General features: G+C 69.2%; 20 protein-coding genes. 3 read left to right on the top strand and 17 right to left on the bottom strand.

The window, feature by feature from the left end; all coding sequences use genetic code 11:
- The first annotated feature begins 176 nt into the window (after window positions 1–176).
- The 3 genes from FHU38_RS25315 (at window position 177) to FHU38_RS25305 (ending at window position 3,027) form a co-directional block, all read left to right on the top strand.
- Complete coding sequence (locus tag FHU38_RS25315) at window positions 177–839, top strand: sigma-70 family RNA polymerase sigma factor (RefSeq protein ID WP_167177123.1); 663 nt, start codon at window positions 177–179, stop codon at window positions 837–839.
- Window positions 840–946: 107 nt separating this feature from the next.
- A complete protein-coding gene (locus FHU38_RS25310) occupies window positions 947–2,008 on the top strand; it encodes a DUF5667 domain-containing protein (protein ID WP_167177121.1) in 1,062 nt (353 codons plus the stop codon).
- 62 nt (window positions 2,009–2,070) lie between these two features.
- Entirely contained in the window at window positions 2,071–3,027 is a 957-nt protein-coding gene (locus FHU38_RS25305; RefSeq protein ID WP_167177246.1) for an HAD family hydrolase, read from the top strand.
- A gap of 19 nt (window positions 3,028–3,046) precedes the next feature.
- Here the strand turns inward: FHU38_RS25305 and FHU38_RS25300 are convergent, their stop codons facing one another.
- The 17 genes from FHU38_RS25300 to FHU38_RS25220 form a co-directional block, all read right to left on the bottom strand.
- Window positions 3,047–4,012 (bottom strand): lysophospholipid acyltransferase family protein, encoded by a 966-nt coding sequence (locus tag FHU38_RS25300; protein WP_167177119.1) that lies wholly within the window; start codon window positions 4,010–4,012, stop codon window positions 3,047–3,049.
- On the bottom strand, window positions 4,009–5,043 hold the full coding sequence (locus FHU38_RS25295; protein ID WP_167177117.1) for an NAD-dependent epimerase/dehydratase family protein: 1,035 nt from the start codon (window positions 5,041–5,043) through the stop codon (window positions 4,009–4,011). Before FHU38_RS25295 ends, FHU38_RS25300 begins: the two co-directional genes overlap by 4 nt.
- A 154-nt stretch (window positions 5,044–5,197) precedes the next feature.
- Complete coding sequence (locus tag FHU38_RS25290; RefSeq protein ID WP_005453035.1) at window positions 5,198–5,299, bottom strand: 30S ribosomal protein bS22; 102 nt, start codon at window positions 5,297–5,299, stop codon at window positions 5,198–5,200.
- A 71-nt stretch (window positions 5,300–5,370) separates the two neighbouring features.
- On the bottom strand, window positions 5,371–5,586 hold the full coding sequence (locus FHU38_RS25285) for a helix-turn-helix domain-containing protein (RefSeq protein ID WP_167177115.1): 216 nt from the start codon (window positions 5,584–5,586) through the stop codon (window positions 5,371–5,373).
- Window positions 5,587–5,736: 150 nt separating this feature from the next.
- Complete coding sequence (gene proC / locus FHU38_RS25280) at window positions 5,737–6,546, bottom strand: pyrroline-5-carboxylate reductase (RefSeq protein WP_167177113.1); 810 nt, start codon at window positions 6,544–6,546, stop codon at window positions 5,737–5,739.
- 43 nt (window positions 6,547–6,589) lie between these two features.
- Entirely contained in the window at window positions 6,590–7,420 is an 831-nt protein-coding gene (locus tag FHU38_RS25275; RefSeq protein WP_167177111.1) for a thioesterase family protein, read from the bottom strand.
- Entirely contained in the window at window positions 7,417–8,343 is a 927-nt protein-coding gene (locus tag FHU38_RS25270) for a proline dehydrogenase family protein (protein WP_167177109.1), read from the bottom strand. Before FHU38_RS25270 ends, FHU38_RS25275 begins: the two co-directional genes overlap by 4 nt.
- Before the next feature lie 74 nt (window positions 8,344–8,417).
- Window positions 8,418–9,215, bottom strand: coding sequence for a sugar phosphate isomerase/epimerase family protein (locus tag FHU38_RS25265; protein WP_167177107.1), 798 nt, complete (start codon window positions 9,213–9,215; stop codon window positions 8,418–8,420).
- Window positions 9,216–9,218: 3 nt separating this feature from the next.
- On the bottom strand, window positions 9,219–10,697 hold the full coding sequence (locus FHU38_RS25260) for a hypothetical protein (protein ID WP_167177105.1): 1,479 nt from the start codon (window positions 10,695–10,697) through the stop codon (window positions 9,219–9,221).
- Window positions 10,698–10,749: 52 nt separating this feature from the next.
- Window positions 10,750–11,730 (bottom strand): Ppx/GppA phosphatase family protein, encoded by a 981-nt coding sequence (locus FHU38_RS25255; protein ID WP_167177103.1) that lies wholly within the window; start codon window positions 11,728–11,730, stop codon window positions 10,750–10,752.
- Between the two features lie 112 nt (window positions 11,731–11,842).
- Entirely contained in the window at window positions 11,843–12,532 is a 690-nt protein-coding gene (locus tag FHU38_RS25250) for a response regulator transcription factor (RefSeq protein WP_167177101.1), read from the bottom strand.
- Window positions 12,529–13,728, bottom strand: coding sequence for a sensor histidine kinase (locus FHU38_RS25245; RefSeq protein ID WP_208416939.1), 1,200 nt, complete (start codon window positions 13,726–13,728; stop codon window positions 12,529–12,531). Before FHU38_RS25245 ends, FHU38_RS25250 begins: the two co-directional genes overlap by 4 nt.
- 260 nt (window positions 13,729–13,988) lie before the next feature.
- Window positions 13,989–14,738, bottom strand: coding sequence for a phosphoglyceromutase (locus FHU38_RS25240; protein ID WP_167177097.1), 750 nt, complete (start codon window positions 14,736–14,738; stop codon window positions 13,989–13,991).
- 432 nt (window positions 14,739–15,170) lie between these two features.
- A complete protein-coding gene (locus FHU38_RS25235; RefSeq protein WP_167177095.1) occupies window positions 15,171–15,686 on the bottom strand; it encodes a type III secretion system chaperone family protein in 516 nt (171 codons plus the stop codon).
- Window positions 15,683–16,978, bottom strand: coding sequence for a D-inositol-3-phosphate glycosyltransferase (gene mshA, locus FHU38_RS25230; RefSeq protein WP_167177093.1), 1,296 nt, complete (start codon window positions 16,976–16,978; stop codon window positions 15,683–15,685). The genes FHU38_RS25235 and mshA overlap by 4 nt, the downstream gene beginning before the upstream one ends.
- A 4-nt stretch (window positions 16,979–16,982) precedes the next feature.
- Window positions 16,983–17,822: an alpha/beta fold hydrolase gene (locus FHU38_RS25225; RefSeq protein WP_167177091.1), complete on the bottom strand. Its 840-nt coding sequence runs from the start codon at window positions 17,820–17,822 to the stop codon at window positions 16,983–16,985.
- 57 nt (window positions 17,823–17,879) lie between these two features.
- Entirely contained in the window at window positions 17,880–19,037 is a 1,158-nt protein-coding gene (locus FHU38_RS25220) for a L,D-transpeptidase (RefSeq protein WP_167177089.1), read from the bottom strand.
- Window positions 19,038–19,059 lie beyond the last annotated feature (22 nt).

The raw sequence follows: 19,059 nt of genomic DNA, 5'->3' as shown, positions 1-19,059 counted from the left end.
CCTGTATCGGCCAGTGTGCCAGCCGAGCCGTCACCGTGGTGTCGCGCGACCGTTGTGCTCGGTTCGCAATCGGGACACCACTACCTACTTTGGGGTAACAACGCGTATGCTCCCCAGGCGACGTAGTGGCGGTGATCACGCGGAGGCCGGGAACGGGCCCGGAGGAGGTGCGACACGTGAGCATGCCGATCGCTGTTGCGGCTGGTCCCGCACCCGCGAGGCTTCGGGCCGTCGATGCGCCCGCACCGGCCGAACGCGAGCAGACCGAGCCCCGGGATGCCGCCGTAGCGGAGAACTGGGAGCTGGTGCGAGCCGCCCAGCGCGGCGACACGGCCGCTTTCGGCAAGCTCTACGACCGCTACGTGGACTGGGTTTACCGGTATGTCCTGCTGCGGGTCGGCGACCGGCACCTCGCCGAGGACGTGACCAGCGAGACGTTCCTGCGCGCGCTGCGCCGAATCACCTCGATCTCCTACCAGGGCCGTGACGTGGGCGCGTGGTTCACCACGATCGCCCGCAACCTGGTGTTCGACCACGTCAAGTCGAGCCGGTACCGGCTCGAGATCGTCACCGACGAGGTGGCAGAGCCGGGCTCGCGAGGAAGCGAGGCCCCAGGACCGGAGCAACAGGTGATCAGCAAAACCACCAGCGACGAACTGTTGCGCAGCATCGCCGACCTCGGTGACGACCAGCGCGAGTGCATCATCCTGCGGTTCATCCAGGGCTACTCGGTAGCCGAGACCGCCGCGATCATGCAGCGCAACGAGGGTGCGGTCAAGGCGCTGCAGCACAGGGCCGTTCGCAGGCTCGCCAAGCTGTTGCCTTCCGGAGTGCGCTGAGCCCGCCGCGCGGCCTGTACTCGCCGTGCCCACAGCCGTAACCGCGCGTACCAACTGATCGTTACTCAGGCAAAAGATTCGGTGACGACTGCGTGGAGGCGGGCGAGGTGAGAGTGCCCCCCTGGTCGCGAGCCAGGCGACGCGAGGACGAGCGTTTCGCTCGCGCGGTCGATACCGGCGACGACTCGGAGTTCGGGACCGAACTCGCCGTCGTGGCAGCGCTGCGGCGGCTGGGCGAGGGCGACACCGCCTCGCTGAGCGGTGACGCACGTGCCCGCATCGCCGACCGCGTCACCCCCGACCTTCGCAGGGTGAAGCGCAAGCCCCGGCTGACCGCGGTGATCACCGCGGCGACGGCCGTGGTCACCGCCGTTTCCGGACTCGCGCTGGTGCTCTCGGCGAACTCGCTGCCTGGAGAGGCACTCTACGACGTCAAACGGGCCCGCGAGGCCGCCGTCATCCAGCTCACGCTCGACGACGAGAGCAGGGCGCTTAAGCACCTCGAGTACGCCGAACTGCGGCTGGCGGAACTCGCGCTGCTGGTGGAAAGCGGCGAGCGGGCGCGGCACAACTACGCGATCGCGTTCGACGACTTCACCGACGAGGCGGCGGCAGGTACCTCCGGCCTCACCGCCGTGGCCACCAGCACGGGAGGGCGGCAGCTCAGCCCGCTTCGACAGTGGGCGAACGAGCAGGCGGCCAAGCTTGCGCTGCTGAGCCCCACGCTTCCCGAGGAACCGGCGGCGCCGCGCACCCTGCTCTCGCGGATCGAACGGCGAGCCACGGCACTGGCGGCGAGGATGGACTGTGCGCAGATCACGTCCGGCGACTTCGACGACATCGGCGCGATTCCAGCCACCGGAGCCTGCGGCACACCGCCCGCCGAACCTCCCGGCACCCGGACCGATCCCGGACCACCGCTGCCGCCACCACCGCGACCCACCCCGGACGACGAGCGGACCGAGAACACACTGGCCGTACTGCGGGAACCGGTGCCTACCGCCTCGCCGCTACCGACCGCCTCGCCGGTGACCTCGAGCACCACCGTGTACGGGCCGCCGGTCCCCACCCCGACGATGCCGCGGCTGCCGGACGGCTCACCGCCACCGCGACCGCCGGTGACGATCCCGCCGCTGTTGCCCGGCTTACCGGAAGTCGGGATCGGATAGCTCTCCGGTGCTGGCGACGTTCTCGATACTCTGTGAGCGGGTGCTGAGCACAGTGTGAAGATCTGGAGGCGGTGCGCGTGTCGTGGTTGGCCGGCCGCGGGAAGGACCGTGAGCGCCTCGCGGCGCTGGCGGGTGAGGCTTCTGCCGACGCCGCTGTCGCGATGGAATCCGCCGCGCCGGTGGCCACCATCGAGCTCGAAAGCGGCGACGACGAGGAGCGGCAGCCACCTCCACCGCCTGCCCCGCCGGACCTGACCGCGGCGGCGTTCTTCGACGTGGACAACACGATGATGATCGGCGCCTCGATCTTCCACTTCGCGAGGGGACTCGCGGCGCGCAAGTACTTCACCACCTCCGACCTCGCTGGCTTCGCGTGGCAGCAGGTCAAGTTCCGGGTCGGTGGCAGGGAGAGCAAACAGGGCGTGCAGTCCAGCCGTGAGCAGGCGTTGTCGTTCGTGGCAGGCCGCACGGTCGAGGAAATGGTGGCCATCGGCGAGGAGATCTACGACGAGCTGATGGCCGACAAGATCTGGGCAGGCACGAGGGCGCTCGCCCAGTTGCACCTCGACGCGGGCCAGCGGGTCTGGCTGGTCACGGCGACACCGGTCGAGCTGGCCGCGATCATCGCGAGACGGCTGGGCCTCACAGGGGCACTCGGCACGGTCGCCGAGAACGTGGACGGCGTCTACACCGGCAGGCTCGTCGGCGACCTGCTGCACGGCAGGGCCAAAGCACACGCGGTACGGGCACTGGCGGCGCGAGAGGGGCTCAACCTGAAGCGCTGCACCGCCTACTCGGACTCACAGAACGACGTTCCCATGCTCTCTGTGGTCGGCACGGCTGTCGCGGTGAACCCCGACGCGGGGCTGCGCGAGACCGCGAGGGAGCGCGGCTGGGAGATCCGCGACTTCCGCACCGGGCGCAAGGCCGCCAAGATCGGCGTGCCGTCCGTGCTCGGCGCCGGAGCGCTGGCGGGGGCGGTCGCCGCCGGACTCGCCTACCGCAGGCGCGCCGCGTAGCGGCCTCGAAGGGTCCGGGTCAACCCCGAAAGATGCCGCGCCGCTGCGCCAACCTGCGGTAAAGCATGTGCTGGATCGCCTCGCGGACCTGGTCGGTGAGGTTCAGCACCAACATCTGGTCGTCGTCGGCGCCGGCATCGTAGGTGTCTGTGCGGATCGGTTCACCGAATTCGATGTGCCACTTGGTGGGCAGCGGGACCGTACCGAGTGCGCCGAGCAGCGGGAAGAACGGCGTCACGGGGAAGTACGGCAGGCCAAGCAGCCGAGCCAGCGGCCGGATGTCGCCGATCTTGGGGTAGATCTCCTCGGCGCCGACGATGGCACACGGGATGATCGGCACGCCGGTGCGAAGCGCCGCCGACACGAACCCGCCTCGGCCGAACCGCTGCAACTTGTAGCGGGCCGAGAACGGCTTGCCGACGCCCTTGAACCCCTCCGGCCAGACACCCACCAGCTCACCCGCACGCAGCAGTCGCTCCGCGTCAGGGTGGCACGCGAGCGTCTGCCCCGACTTGCGCGCGAGCATGCTCAACAGCGGGGTCTTGAACACTAGGTCGGCGCCGAGCATCCGCAGGTAGCGGTGCTCCGGATGCTCGTCGTGGACGGCGAGCCCCATCATGATCGCATCGATCGGGAGCACACCCGAGTGGTTGCTCACCAGCAGCGCGCCTCCACGCCGCGGCAGGTTCTCCACCCCATGCGTGCGCACCCGGAACCAGTTGTCGTACAGCACCCGCAGCGGCGGCAGCAGCAGGGTCTCGGTGAGTTCGACGTCGAATCCGAACTCGTCCACCGGATAGTCCCCGGTGAGGCGGTGCCGCAGGAAAGTCAGCACCCTCGCTACCGGATCGGCGGGCAACGGACCCTTGTCCTGCGACGTCGGCAGCGTCACCACCGGCGCGTCGCGATCGGACCGCACGGTGCCTCTCGGTGCGCTCCTGCCCCGGTGCAGCGGGATGACCCGCGCCGAGCTGCCGGAAGTCACAGCTTCGCCCTCCAAGCGTCGACCGTTGTAACCAGTCTCGCTAGCCGCTGCCCATCGACAACCGACCGCAGTCCCCTGCCCTGCACGTAGTCGTCGAAGGCTTCCCGTGTCGTCCAGCTGGGGGTGTAGCCGAACTCCTGCTTCAGCTTCGTGTTGTCCACGACGCGCCCGAAATTGAGCAGCCGCACCTGGTCGGAGGAGAAGTCGACCACCCTGGCGCCCCGAAGCATCCTGCCCAGCACGGGCATCGCGTTGCGGAGCACGGGCAGTTCAACTCGACCCGCTCGACGGATCGCCTGCCCCAGCGTTATTACCCCGTCGGAGGCGGCGTTGAACACGCCCGGCCGGTCGTGCAGTGTCGCGTGTTCGAGGATGCCGAGCGCGTCGCAGGCGTGCAGCAGTTGCAGCCGCGCGTCGAAACCGAGCACGGTCGGCACGACCGGCATCGCGAAGTACCGCGAGAACACCGTGTCGATGTCCGGACCCACGACATTGACGAACCGCAGCACGGTCATGTCGATGTCCGGGCGGCGGCGGGAGAGACCACGCACGTAGCCCTCCATCTCGACGGCGTCCTTGGCGTAGCCGCTCGATGCCGAGCCGCTCAGCTCCGAGTCCTCGGTGAACACCGCCTGCGAGCGCGGCCCAGCTCCGTACACCGCGGCCGTGGACTTGACGACCAACTTGCCCACGCGCGGCGAGCGTTGACACGCGGCCAGCAGCCGCATCGTGCCAATGACGTTGACTTCCTTGATCGCCCTGCGCCGACCGGGTTCCGCCGGATGCGACGTGGTGGCCGCGTGCACGACGGTGTCGACCTCCGAGGAGGCGATGATCTTCGCTATGAGCGGGTTCCGGATGTCGGCGCGCACGAACTCGGCTCTGCCCATGCGACGCAGCACGTCCTCGCGCGGCGGTGCCGTGTCGACACCAATGACCCGTTCGAGGTCCGGGCTGTTGCCCAACCGCGCGAGGAGCCGCCCACCCAGCTCACCGGCCACCCCGGTGATGAGGACGGCTTTCGACGGCATCGCACCCCCGCGAAGAGGCAGGTCTGGTGGCGGATCGGACGAGACAGTTCGAATGGTACTGGCGAACCGGACGTGAACGAACCGGCTATAACCTGTTGTTGACGGCGGTCACGCCTCGCGGACCCCGCGCCCGCACAGGCCGGGCTTCAGCGCGTCACTTGCCCTGCTTGCGGCGCTGCACCCGGGTGCGGCGAAGCAGTTTGCGGTGCTTCTTCTTGGACATACGCTTACGGCGCTTCTTGATCACCGAGCCCACAGGCGCTCCTCAACGGTCGGTCACGAACGACCTACCAGGTTACCCGTCGCCGCTCGTGGCCTTTGCGAGGCCTACCCAACGTCGAAGTAAGCGTTGTCCAGGTAGTCGTGCACAGCCTTTTCCGGCACTCGGAAGGACTTGCCGACCCGGACGGCGGGCAGTTCTCCCGAGTGCACGAGCCGATAGACGGTCATCTTCGACACCCGCATCAGCGCGGCCACCTCGGCTACGGTCAGGAACTGGACCTGCCGGGGCCCCGGCACGTCTTCTTTCCTGCTCGGCGACATAACAATTCACCGTGCCCCTTCGGCACGTGTCGTGCCGCTCGGCTTCCCCACCGAGCGGTACCGACACGCACGTGCTGACGCCGAGGGTAGCGGGACAGGTGGGGCCAGTGCGACGCCTGTCGAGGGGATTGACTCCAGCGACGGTGCCGGTCAGGCCTCGTGGGCCCTGCCCAGTTCCACCGATCGGTCCCTCGCAGCCTCAATGGCGGCCAGCAGTGCGGCGCGTACGCCGTGTCGCTCCAACTCCCTGATGGCGTTGATGGTGGTGCCCGCGGGGGAGGTCACGGCCTCACGCAGCAACACGGGGTGCTCACTGCCCTGCGCTAGCATCTTGGCGGCCCCCACCGCGGACTGCACGATCAGTTGCTCGGCTACGGCCCTGGGCAGCCCCAGCAGAATGCCCGCGTCGATCATCGCCTCGACCAGGTAGAAGAAGTAGGCGGGCCCGGAGCCCGACAGCGCGGTGACCGCGTCCTGCTGCGCCTCGGGGACCTCGACGACCTTGCCGACCGAACGCAGCATGTCCTCCACGGTCCGCACGTGCTCCGCGGTGGCGTACCTGCCGGGAGAAACCGCGCTCATCGCCTCACCGACCAGCATCGGGGTGTTGGGCATAGCCCGAACCACCGGCACCGCATCGGGCAGCCTGCGCTCGTACAGCGTGGTCGGCAGCCCTGCGCACAGCGAGACCACCAACGAGCCGGGACCGACCAGTGGCGCGAGTTCGGCCAGCAACGGCTCGATGTCCTGCGGCTTGACCGCCACGACCAGCACCTCGGCCCGCTTGGCCGCCTCGGTGACGCCCACCGACGCGATGCCGTAGCGCTCGGTCAACTCGGCCGCACGCTCGGGATGCCGCTCGGTGAACAGCAGTTCCTCGGCGGACTTTCCCGCGCTGATCAGCCCGGACAGCAACGCCTCGCCGATCTTTCCCGCACCCAGTACCGCGATGGTTCCCATGGCCGCAAAGCCTAGGCAGCGGGGTGTCCACCTGGGCAACCGGCTACCCGCTCGGTGACGGGGACAGCGCCAGCTGCCTGGCCTGGCAGACGATACGGCCCTGGGCGTCCACCACGACCGCGTCGGAGTCGAACCAACCTTCCTGCACCGACCGCGCCTCCACGTGCACGCGCAGCCAACCGGGGCAGGGCCGGGTCCGTACCAGAGCGGTCAGTTGCGCTGTAGGCGCCCAGCCGAACCTGCCGAGGTTGAACACCACAGGCGGGTTGATGTCGCAGGCCAGCAACGCGAACAGCGGGTCGGGTTCACCGTCCCTCGGCCGCGCCCACAGGCGCAGCCGAGGCGGGTCGCCCGTCCGGCCGGACAGGTAGCCCGCGGTGGCCGGGTCGATGCGCACGTCGCAACCGCTCGCCAGGTTGAACACGCCTTCCGATGTCTCCCCGGTCAGCGGGATGGCGCCTTGGGGCGGTTCAGCGGGCAGTGCGGGTGCGTCGGTCCACACCGGCGGTCGCACCGGCAACCTGCCCACGGTGACCCTGCCCTCCACGCAGCTTCGACCTCGCTGCTCCAGACCTACCGCCACCACCGTGGCCCTGCGCCCGATCTTGCGGATGTCGGCACGCAACAGCGCGGGCCCCACGGCGGGTGCGCGCAGGAACTCCGCGCTGACCACCATCGGGTCGGCGGGCGGCTCGCCTCGCTCGGCCAGCGCCCTGCCCGCCGCGTTGGCGAGCAGGGCCAACAAGAAACCCCCGTGAGGGTGACCTCCGATGGACCATTCGAACCGTAGGTCCGCGGTAAAGGTGCCGTCCCCGAGGGAACGGACGGCACAGGCCTCTCCGAACCGAGCGGCCTCCTGCTCCGCGGCGCTCACGAACGGCTGGCCAGCGCTCGGAGGAAGAATGCGGTATTGGCGGGCCGCTCCGCCAACCTCCGCATCAAGTAGCCGTACCACTGCTCCCCGAACGGCACGTACACGCGCACGGTCTCCCCTTCCGCCGCCAGCCGACGCTGCTCGTCCGGCCGGACCCCGTAAAGCATCTGGTACTCGTAGCTGCCCCGCTCCCGTCCGTACCAGCGCACTCGCTGCCCGAGCACCTCGACCAGCCGAGGGTCGTGTGTCGCGAACATCGCGTACGCCCCGCCCTCGAGCAGCACATTAGCGTTACGGACGTAGCTCACGTCGACGTCGTGGGCGCGGGTGAACGCCACCTCGGCAGGTTCGGCGTACGCGCCCTTGCACAGCCGCACCCGCGAACCCTTACCCGACAACGCGACGGCGTCCTGCTCGGTGCGCCGCAGGTACGACTGCAACACCGCACCCACCGAAGGCCACGTCCTTCGCAGTTCGGTGACCACCCGCAACGTGTCGTCGGTCGTGGTGTGGTCCTCCATGTCGATGGTCACGGTGGTGCCGCACTGCTCGGCGGCGGCGCAGATACGGCCCGCGTTACGCAAAGCCAACCGCGCATCGCCCCCGACCGTGACCGCGGACAGCTTCACGCTCACCTCGGCGTGAGCGGTGAGCCCGCTGGAGTACAGCTCGTCGAGCAGCCGCAGGTAGGTGCGCACGATCCGCTCGGTCTGCTCCTCGTCACTGGTGTACTCGCCGAGATAGTCGAGAGTCGCGCACCTGCCGTCGTCGGCGAGCCCGCGCACCGCCCGCAGTGCCTCTCCGATGGTCTCCCCCGCGACGAACCTGCCCACCACGCCACGAGCACCGGGCGCTGTGGCTACCAAACGACGGATGCTGTCACTGCCCGCGGCAGCGAGAATCAGCGAACGCAGCGGCTCCACGAGCACGACTGTACGTGTGAGTAGGCACGAATCGCTCTCCCCCCGGCATTGCGGTGCCTGCCGCTTCGCCTCGCCTACTGACCAAGATGCAGGCGGGTGAACAGCAGTGCCTCCGCGAGGTCCTTCGCGCGCCTTGCCATGTACCTCGCGCCACGAGTGTTGACCTCGAGCACGACGTGACCGGAGTAGCCGTGCTCCACCAGGTGCTCCAGCAGCCGCGCGCACGGCTGGTTGCCCCGCCCCGGCACCAGGTGCTCGTCCTTGGGGATGCCGGTGCCATCGGCGAGGTGCACATGCGAGAGCCGCTCGCCCATCCGCTTGGCCAGCAGCATCGCGTCCATCCCGGCGGCGGCGGTGTGCGAGAGGTCCAGCGTGTAGTGGCGGTAGCCCACGTCGGTCGGGTCGATAGAGGGCCGAAACGCCGAGATCCGGCTGGTCTTGGCGCCACCGGGGGGACGCACCTTGAACATGTTCTCCACGGCGATCTCGACCCCGCTCTCCTCCTCCAGCTCGACGAGCAGCTCCGCGAACGCGTCGCCGTAGCGGCGCTGCCACCGAAACGGCGGGTGGACCACCACGGTCCGCGCCTCCAGCTCCACAGCCGCCTCGACGGACCTGCGCAGCCGCACCACGGGGTCCGGAGACCACACCCGCTGGGTGATCAACAGTGACGGCGAGTGGATGGAAAGTACCGGCATGCCGGTGGTGCGGCTGCGGTTGCGAAGCGCGGACACGCTCTGACTCTCCGGATCAGCCCACACCATGACCTCGACGCCGTCGTACCCCAGCGCGGCGGCGAGCTCGAAGCCCTCGCCCGCGCGAAGCGGCCACACCGAGGCCGTCGAGAGGCCGACCCGGATCGCTGCGGCCACGCGCTACCTGGAGAGGAGTAACAGCGCGGCCGGGGACACGGTCACCACAAGACCGACGAGCAGTGCCAGCACGGTCGTCTGCAGGTCCTCCGCCCGCCTGACCTTGCGCACGATCCAGACGAGCCCGACGGTCACCACCAGCGCCGCGACCAGCGCGGCCGCGGGCAGCGCCACCCAGAGCCAGTTGAACCCAAGCCACACACCAGCGCCGCCGACCACGCCGAGCGCGAGCTGGCCCGCGAGCGCCAGCCACTGCCGTGCCGGTGACACGGTCTCCTGCCCGGCCTCGCCCGCCTCGTCGGGGTGGTCATCGGGGTCGTCGTAGGTGAACTCACCGGAGTCGTCGACGTAGTCGCGGTAGTCGTCCTCCTCGCCGAGCGGGTCGTCGTCGAGTACACCGCTGCGGTAGGGCTGCGAGGCTTCGTCGTCATCGTCGAACTCCGGCACGTAGTAGCCGGTCGGCGGGCCCTCCTCGGCCTCGTCGTCGTCCTCCCTCGGGAGTGTGGGCAGCGCTGCGATCTCGGTGTCGTCGAAACCACCCTGCCGCTGCCCGTGCCAGCCGGACAGCCCCGCGGGCGGCTCCGCCGCACCGGGCAGCGCCTGCGCGATGGCCGTCTCGTCCACCGCGGGGAACTGTTCGGTGCTGGGTTCCGGCGGGGGTGCCGGGGGAAGCCGCGGCGGCCTGCGCCGGTGCGGCGGCGCGGGGTAGGCGCCGGTGCCGTGCGGTGGAGGCGGACCCTTCGGCTCCGCGACGTCGGCCTCCGGCTCGCCGAGCCCGTCAAGCCGGGCGGCCAGCGAACTGTCCGGCGGCGACGACGGTGGCTGACCCGGAGGAGGAGGCGCAGGCTGTACGCGACGGGTCGCGTTCATCCGGCCCTGGGCGTCACCCGGTGGCTTGACGCCGTTGGGGATGCCGTTGGGGCCGGTGTGGCCGTGCGGCGCCCCGTTGGGCGGTCCCGGTTTGATCGCGCCGTTGGTCTGGACCCCACCCTGCGAAGCGCCGTGCGGCGGTCTTCCGTTGGGTGCCCTCGGCGGCAGCGGCGGCCTGGCTACCTCGTCCGCACCAGGGACGGGGTAGCCACCCGTCGGGTGCGGCGGGCGCGGGAGCGGCCCCGACTGCTGCTGCCGTGGTTTCGGCGGCTGCGGCTGTTGGCCTTGCTGTGGGGGCTGTGGAGGCTGTGGAGATTGCGGAGGTGCCGGACGCGGTCCGCCCCGGCCCGGTGGCGGTTCCTCGTTGGTTTCCGGCACGGCGTGGCCGTTGTGCCGGGTACGCGGAGGCTGCGGCCCTTCCGAACGCACCCGTTCGATGATCGCCTGCGGTGCCGTGTCCCCCATCCTGGGACTACGACCGCCAGGCGCGTCGTCGTCCTCGGCAGCGCGACGCCGCCGACGGCGTGGATTGCCGCCGACCTGGCCGCCGTGCTCGGCGAGTAGCTCGGCCACGGTCTTCTGTGGCCGCCCGCCGTCGCTGTCTCGAGTCATCCTTTCCACCGTGCCCGTCGCGCGTTGTCTGCGTCTAGTGTGAACCCAGGCGTCATCCGCACCGTCCCTGGCCGGTCAAAAGCGGGGTTTGGTCCGTGCCATCCGTGTCGCTGGCATGGTCCAACCGCCGCAGGATCACGCCCTCCCGCAGGGCCCACGGGCAGATCTCCAGCAGCTCCAGTGACAGCGCTCGCATGGTGGCCTGCGCCACGAGTGCTCCCGCGACCAATTGATGCGCCCTGCTCGGGCTGACCCCTTCCAGTTCGGCGATGTCGGAGGAGGGCATCCGCGACACGAACGCGATCAGTTGGCGCAACGCGGTGTCGGTGAGCACCCTGCGCACCCGCTGGCCTGCTGAGGATGGCGCGGCACCAGTGAGCCGGGCAAGAGAGCGGAACGTCTTGGAGGTCGCTACCACTCGATCGGGCTCGCCGAGCCGGGTGACCTCCTTGGCGAGGTCGCCGAGTTGGTCCTCCAGCCACGCCGTGGTCGCCACGAGTTCGGACCGGGTGGGCGGGTCGTGCCGGAACCGCGTCCGGGTGATCCGGCCCGCGCCCAACGGCAACGACGCCGCGAGTGCGGGTTCCTCGTCGATCCCCATCGCGACCTCCAGCGAACCCCCACCGATGTCGAGGACCAGCAACTTTCCTGCCGACCAGCCGAACCAGCGGCGCACCGCGAGAAACGTCAGTCTCGCCTCGTCGGTGCCGCTGAGCACCTGCAACTCCACGCCGGTCTCGTCGGCGACCTTCCGCAGCACCTTGCCCGCGTTGCCCGCCTCCCGCACGGCCGATGTGGCGAATGCCATGAGATCTTCGCAGCCGAGCCGCTCCGCCGACTCCTTGGCCGCGGCCACCGTCCTGGACAGCTCGGCGGCGTCGGCCTCGCTCAGCTTGCCGTCCCCTGTGATGCGTTCGCCGAGCCGAAGCACGGTCTTCTCGGAGTGCATCGGTGTCGGGTGGGCACCACGATGCGCGTCCACCACAAGCAGGTGAACGGTGTTCGACCCCACGTCGAGTACCCCTAGGCGCACGAAGCCCTACGGTACCTGGCTTCGGCCCCCCACTGTGCCGATATGGACTAGTGCCACCACCGGTGAGGTCACCGTCGCGCTCGGTCGCGGACAAGGCAGGCAGTGGGGTCGGTCAGCTTTCGAACTTGTAGCCGAGCCCGCGAACGGTCACCAGGTACCTCGGCGAGCCGGGGTCGGGTTCGATCTTGGACCGCAGCCGTTTCACGTGTACGTCGAGGGTCTTGGTGTCACCAACGTAGTCGGCACCCCAGACCCGGTCGATCAACTGGCCGCGGGTGAGCACTCGACCGACGTTACGCAGCAGGTATTCGAGCAGATCGAACTCCTTCAGCGGCAGCGAGACCTCATCCCCGTCCACGGTCACCACGTGCCGCTCGATGTCCATGCGTACCGGTCCCGCAGCGAGCACCTGGGGAGTCACGTCGTTGTCGGCAGTCGGCTCGCCGCCGCGGCGCAGCACGGCCCGAACCCTGGCGATCAGCTCGCGCGCCGAGTAGGGCTTGGTGACGTAGTCGTCGGCGCCGAGTTCGAGGCCGACCACCTTGTCGATCTCGCTGTCCCGCGCGGTGACCATGATCACAGGCACCGTGGAGCGCTGGCGCAACTGCTTGCACACGTCGGTGCCGCTCATCCCGGGCAGCATCAGGTCCAGCAGCACGATGTCGGCACCGTTGCGGTCGAACTCCTCGAGTGCGTCCTGCCCGGTGGTGGCCACGGCGGCGGTGAAGCCCTCCTTGCGCAACAGGAAGGCCAGCGGGTCGGCGAACGACTCCTCGTCCTCGACGATCAGCACCCTCGTCACGGTGTTCCTCCCTGTTCGGTGCTTTCCTGTCCGGTCGCGACCAAGGACCGCGGCGCGGGCTGCTGGTCGTCGGTTGCCGCCACGTGCGCGGGTATGCGCAGGGTGAAGGTCGAGCCCACCCCGAGGCTGCTCCACAGCCGGACCTCGCCACCGTGGTTGGCGGCGACGTGCTTGACGATGGCCAGACCGAGGCCGGTGCCCCCAGTGGCGCGGGAACGGGCCTTGTCGGCCCGGTAGAAGCGCTCGAACACCCGCTGCTGCTCTTCCTCGGCTATGCCAATGCCCCGGTCGGTCACGGCGATCTCCACGAGCCCGTCGACGAGCCGCCTGCTGATCGAGACCGGACTACCGGGCGGCGAGTACGCGACCGCGTTCTCCAGCAGGTTGGTGAGCGCCGTGACCAGCAGCGTGCGGTCGCCCTCCACGAGCAGGTCGCTGGCCTCGTCGGTGGTGACGGTGATCTCGGAGGTCTCCGCGGCGAGCCGCACGCGGCCAAGCGCCTCCTCGACGACCGCGTCGACCTCCACCACGGTCAGCTCGGGCAGTCGCTCGGCACCCTGCAACCTGGACAGCGCGATCAGTTCGGTGACCAGCTTGCCGAGCCGAGTGGACTCACGCAGGATCTTCTCGCTGAAGCGGCGCACCTCGTCGCTGTCGTCGGCCGCGTCCAGCACGGCCTCGGCAAGCAGTGCGATGGCTCCCACCGGTGTCTTGAGCTCGTGGCTGACATTTGCGACGAAGTCGCGGCGGGTCGCCTCCAGCCGCACGGCCTCGGAGTGGTCGACCGCCTCCACCACCGTGAAGCCGTCACCGAGCGGGCGGACCTCGCCGAGCACGGCCTCGGGCCCCCTCCCGCGCACTGCCAGCGGCGAAAGGTCGATCTCCAGCGGCAGCGCCGTCTTGATCACTTGCTCGGCGGCCTTGCGGGCACGGGCGTCGGCCTGGTTGAGCCGCACGAGGCCGAGCGCCTCGGCGCGCCTGTTGTGCAGCACCATGTCGCCGAAACGGTTGAGCACGACGACGCCGTTGTTGGAGGAGCGGACGAAGCGTTCGAGTAGTTCGGCGGCCGTGGGGCCCACCGGTCGACGCTCCCCGTTTGCGAAGCGGTGCCTCGCGAGAAGAAAACCGACGGCCGAGCCCACCACCAGGGCGGCGATGGCCAGCACAGCGGAAGCGGACGCCGTCACGATTCGCATGGTAAGCGTCCGGGTGGCCTGTTGGCCTAGTCCTGGAAGTGCTCTCGTGACGGCCGCGACACCTACTGGGCACAAGTTCGCCGCTGGGTCAGCGGCCGTTCACACTCTGGTCACCCTTCGTAGGACTCATCGCAAAGCACATCCATTCGATTTCATTCGATGCGGTGGAGTATCACCGCGTTGCACTCGGAGAGTCGCGACTGTCCGGCTGCCATCGTCCGGGGCCGGGAACCCACGGCCCCTGACGGTGGGGTCAACGGTCAACGACCCTGGCTTGCCACCGCCGCGGCGGCCTCCTCGGCGGCCGCGGGGTCGAGGTAGGTGCCGCCGGGGTTGGTCGGTTTGAGGTCGGCGTCGAGGTCGTAGCGCAGCGGGATACCGGTGGGGATGTTCAGGCCGGCGATGTCGGCGTCGGAGATGCCGTCGAGGTGCTTTACCAGCGCGCGCAGCGAGTTGCCGTGCGCGGCGAGCAGCACCGTCCTGCCCGCCAGTAGGTCGGGCACGACCGAGGACTCCCAGTACGGCAGCATGCGCGCCACCACGTCCTTCAGGCACTCGGTCATCGGCAACTCGGCGCCGAGTCCGGCGTAGCGCACGTCGGCGTCCTGGCTGAACTCGCTGCCGGGTTCGATGGCAGGCGGCGGGGTGTCGTAGGAGCGCCGCCACAGCATGAACTGCTCCTCGCCGAACTGCTCGAGCGTCTGCTTCTTGTTCTTGCCCTGCAAGGCGCCGTAGTGGCGCTCGTTGAGCCGCCAGTCGCGCCGCACCTCGATCCAGTGCCGGTCGGCCACGTCGAGCGCGATGTTGGCGGTGGAGATGGCCCTCCGCAGCAGTGAGGTGTGCACCACGTCCGGCAGCAGCCCGGTCTCGGCGAGCAACTCGCCGCCACGGCGAGCCTCCTCCTCGCCCAGCTTGGACAGCGGGACGTCGACCCAGCCGGTGAAGAGGTTTTCGGCGTTCCACGTGCTCTGCCCGTGTCGCAGCAGCACCAGAGTCCCAAGTTCGGCCATGCGTTCAGCGTGCCAGAAGGTTCGCGGTGTGCTAGCCGAGGCCAGCTGCGTGGGTGAGTTCTACCGACTGTGGGCCAGACATACCGTGCCGTGTTAACCCGATCGCTAGGCGTAGCGCCAACAACATTTCGATACGGTTAACGATGTCGCGATGCGTTAACGACCTTGGAGAAATTCACCCAATCGGGGTAGTAAGTAGTCTTGTGATTACAGACCCGAGTCTGACAAGTTGGCTACCAACCCGCTCGGTCGGAAACCACGCACTCCCCGGCCGAACGCGGTTGTAGGCGCAGCTCGTCTCCCCCCTGCCGAGCTGCGACCCGCCGGCCCCGTTGGCATCCCCCTCGTCACCGGGTCCACGCGGCGGGAACGTCAGCGGGGCGGCTCGAGTTCGCGACTCCCCCCTCCCTCGAGCCGCCCCGCGACCCGCGTTCAGTCGTCCGTGAGCGATCCGGGCCGGTGTCCGCCTTCGGGTTCCACCAGGTGCGCGAACGCCCGCAAGTTGGCCAGTGACTCGCCACGCGAGACCCGCCAGTCCCACTCCCGCCGGATCGACGAGGCGAAACCGATCTCGAGCAGGGTGTTGAAGTCACCGTCCGCCGCTTCGAGCACCTGCCCGAGCAACCGGTCCAGCTCCGCCTCACTCACCGCGTCCAGGCCGAGCCTTCCGACGAGGTAGATGTCGCCAACCGCGTCGATCGTGTAGTGCACTCCGTACAACTTGGCGTTACGACGCAGCAGGAACCGGTACACGTCCTCGTGCCGCTCGTCGGGCCTCCTGCACACGAAAGCCTCGATGGCCAGCGAATGCTCCCGCGCCACCAGCCAGCAGTTCGTCTGCAACTTCTTGGTGCCAGGAAGCGTGACGAAGTACACGCCCTCCCCCTTGCGGTCGTAGTCCAACTCGGCCGAGTCCAGCGTGCGCCGGATGACCTCGTCGACGCTCATACCGCCACCCCCAGCGCGGCACCCTGGAACGCGCTTGTCGCCTCCGTGTAGGCGTCCAGCAGCGCATCGGTGGTGCGCTTCCAGGAGAACCGCTCGGCATGCCGCAACGCGCCCGATGCGAGCTGGGCGCGCCGGTACGGGCTCAACGCGACCAGACCGAGCGCGCCCGCCCAGTCGTCGGCGCTGTGCGAGGGCACAAGGACACCGGAAACGCCATGGTCGACGGCCACAGGAAGGCCACCCACCTCCGCGGCGACCACCGGGGTGCCGCACGCCTGCGCCTCGAGCGCCACCAGCCCGAACGACTCGTTGTAGCTGGGAACCGCCACCACGTCGGCGGCCCGATACACCTGCACCAGCCGCTCGCCCGACTGCGGCGGCAGGAACCGTGTCAGCTCCGCGATTCCGAGCGAGGAGGCCAGTTCCCGCAGCGCCGTCGGCTGCTCCATCCCTGTGCCGGACGGGCCGCCCGCGACCAGCACCACCAGCCGCCGTCGCAGCCACGGGTGCCGTCGCAGCATCCGCTCGGCCGCGTTCAGCAGCACGTCAGGAGCCTTGAGCGGCTGGATTCGGCCGACGAAGGCCAGCACGACGGCATCCGGCGGCAGATCCAGCGCCTGCCGGGCGGCGGCCCTCGATCCGGGGCGGAAGGTGTGCAGGTCCACACCGGGCGACACGGTGCGCACACTGCCGGGGTCTGCGTCGTACAGCCGAACCAGCTGGTCGGCCTCCACATCGGTGTTGACGACGAGGCGATCCGCCTCGGCCACCACCTGTTGCTCACCGATCACGCGGGTGCGCGGCTCGGGTTTGTCACCCTCGGCGAGCGCGGCGTTCTTCACCTTGGCCAGTGTGTGGGCCGTGTGCACCAGCGGCACGCCCCAACGGTCCCTCGCCAGCCAACCGACCTGACCCGAGATCCAGTAGTGCGAGTGGATGAGGTCGTAGTAGCCGGGCTCGTGGAACGCCTCGGTGCGCAGCACGCCTGAGGTGAAGGCACACAGCTGAGCTGGCAGTTCGTGCCGCTCCAGCGGCTCGAAAGGGCCCGCGGGAATGTGACGCACGATGACCCCGGGCGCCAGTTCCGCCACCGGCGGCTGCTCCGAGGAGGTGGCCCTGGTGAACACCTCGACGCTGACCCCGCTGCGGGCCATCTCGATCGCGGTTTGGGTGATGTAGACGTTCATGCCGCCCGCGTCCCCGGTACCCGGCTGCTCCAACGGGGAGGTGTGTACGGACAGCACCGCGACCCGGCGCGGCTTCGGTGCCGTCCGGTACAAGGAGATCGTCACCGAATCACCTTTCTGCTGGGGCGCCCTGCGCCCGCTCCTCGACGAACCGCGCCAGGGTCTCGTTGAACTCCTGCGTGGCTTCGACGAACGGTATGTGGCCTACACCGACCCACCAACGCGTCGCCGCCCCCGGAATCTTCCCGGCCGCGTACTCTCCGGCCCTTGGGTCGACGGTCGTGTCCTCGGTACCGTGCGTCACCAGCGTGGGGACGTCGATCGAAGCGAGCACGTCCGCACTGTCGACGTCGCGGCTGAACAGCGCCGATCGCACCGACGGTTGGACGCAGAGGCTGGCCCCGAGCATGGCCTGCGCGAAGGTACCCGGCAGCGGGTTCACCGACATGTCCGCGATGAGCCGACTCAGCGCGGGCAGCGCGACGTCGATGTCCTCCGCGAGCGCGTCCGGCAGCGCGGAGCGCATCGCGGAACCGACCCAGCCGCCGGGGTGGCCCTTACCGATCTCAGTGATCCCGCCGACCAGCACGATGCCGGCCAGCCCGCCGGTGCCGTGCACGCGAACGTAGTCGGTGATCACGAGCGCGCCGTAGGACCACCCGACCACGACCGCGGGCTCGCCCACGAGGCCCAGTACGGCGGCCAGGTCGTCGGCCCACACCGCCGGGTCGTCGTAGCCGCGGGTGGGCACGTCGGAACCGCCGTGACCACGCAGGTCCAGCGCGAGGAGCCGGAACCGCTCAGTCAGCCGTGGATCGGCGAACTGGGCGTCCCATGCCCGAGCCGACTGTGCCCAGCCGTGCACGAAGACGATCGGGGGCCCGGTGCCGATGCCCGCCACGCGAACGCCGATCCTGGCGCCACCCGCACCGGCGACCTCTGTTCTCATCTCCACGACCTTCCCGAAGGTGTCGGTCGAAGCAGGCCTTCTGAGCACAGGGGTCGGTCACAGGGCCGACTTCGACATCCATGTCCGCCAATCCAGTAGCCAGTCCATCACGTCGGACGTGAGGGGAAAGTCCGCCTTCGACCCGGTGATCTCCACCGGATCGCCGATCAGCGCGGAGTCGAAGTATGCCAAGGCATCACGCTCGAACAGATTCACGCACCCATGAGAGGTGTTGTTCTTTCCGATGTTGGCGCGGTTCTCCTCGTTCTCGTGGATGTACTCGCCGTGGTTGGAGATGCGGCAGCACCACTTCTTCTTCACGTCGGTGTAGCCGTAGCGCTCGTTGTCGAAGATGGAGGTCGGCTCCTTGGTCATCACGATCACGGTGCCGTTGGGGGTGTTGAGATTGGGGTCGGCGTCCTTGCCGTTGCTGCACGGGTAGCTGGCGGATTCGCTGCCGTCGCGATAGACGCGCATCACATGGTCCGGGGTGTGGATCTTGACGACCTGGTTGCGACCGACCCTGAACTGGGTGCTGACGTCGGCCTTGCCGTACGCACCGCCGCCGTAGTGCACGCCGTACAGCTTGGCGGTGACCTTGACGTCGGTGTTCGCTGGCCAGTACTCCTTGGGCCGCCAATCGACCTGCCGGTCGGACAGCCAGGCCCAGCCGCCCTCCACCTCGGTTGACGTCTCCACTGCCAGGGCCCGCTGCGCCGCGGCGCGGTCGGCGACCGGCTCGGCGAACTTGACGCTGATCGGCATGGCGACGCCCACCTCGGCGTTGTCGACCGGGTTCAGCGTCGCCCGCACCAGCGTGGCCGGATTGATCGTGTCGAAGCTGCCGGTCAGCTCGGCCACCTTGCCGTCGTGGCCGCTGGCCTTCGCCGTGTAGGTGTAGGTCGAGCCGTAGCCGAGCGGCTCCGAACTCGTCCACGTGCGCTTGTCACCGTCGAGGCCGCCCGCCACGGGTTTGCCGTCTGGGTTGGTCACCGAGACCTCGGTGAACGTGCCTTCCTCGACCTTCAGCTTGACCGGGGCCAGCACGGACACGTCCCTGGCCCCGACCGCGGGCTCAGCCGTGATCTTCGCCTTGGGCGGCACCCGCGCGGGGTCCACCTCGGCCGTGCCCGCCGTGCGCCCGGAACAAGCCGCGAGCGCGCCGACCGACCCTGCCGCGATGGCGGCCCTGAAAACCGTCCGCCGTTCGATCAACCTGTCCTCCTCGATCACAATG

Source organism: Saccharomonospora amisosensis, assembly GCF_011761185.1.
Lineage (GTDB): Bacteria > Actinomycetota > Actinomycetes > Mycobacteriales > Pseudonocardiaceae > Saccharomonospora_A > Saccharomonospora_A amisosensis.
This window is presented reverse-complemented; position numbering and strand designations above follow the sequence as displayed.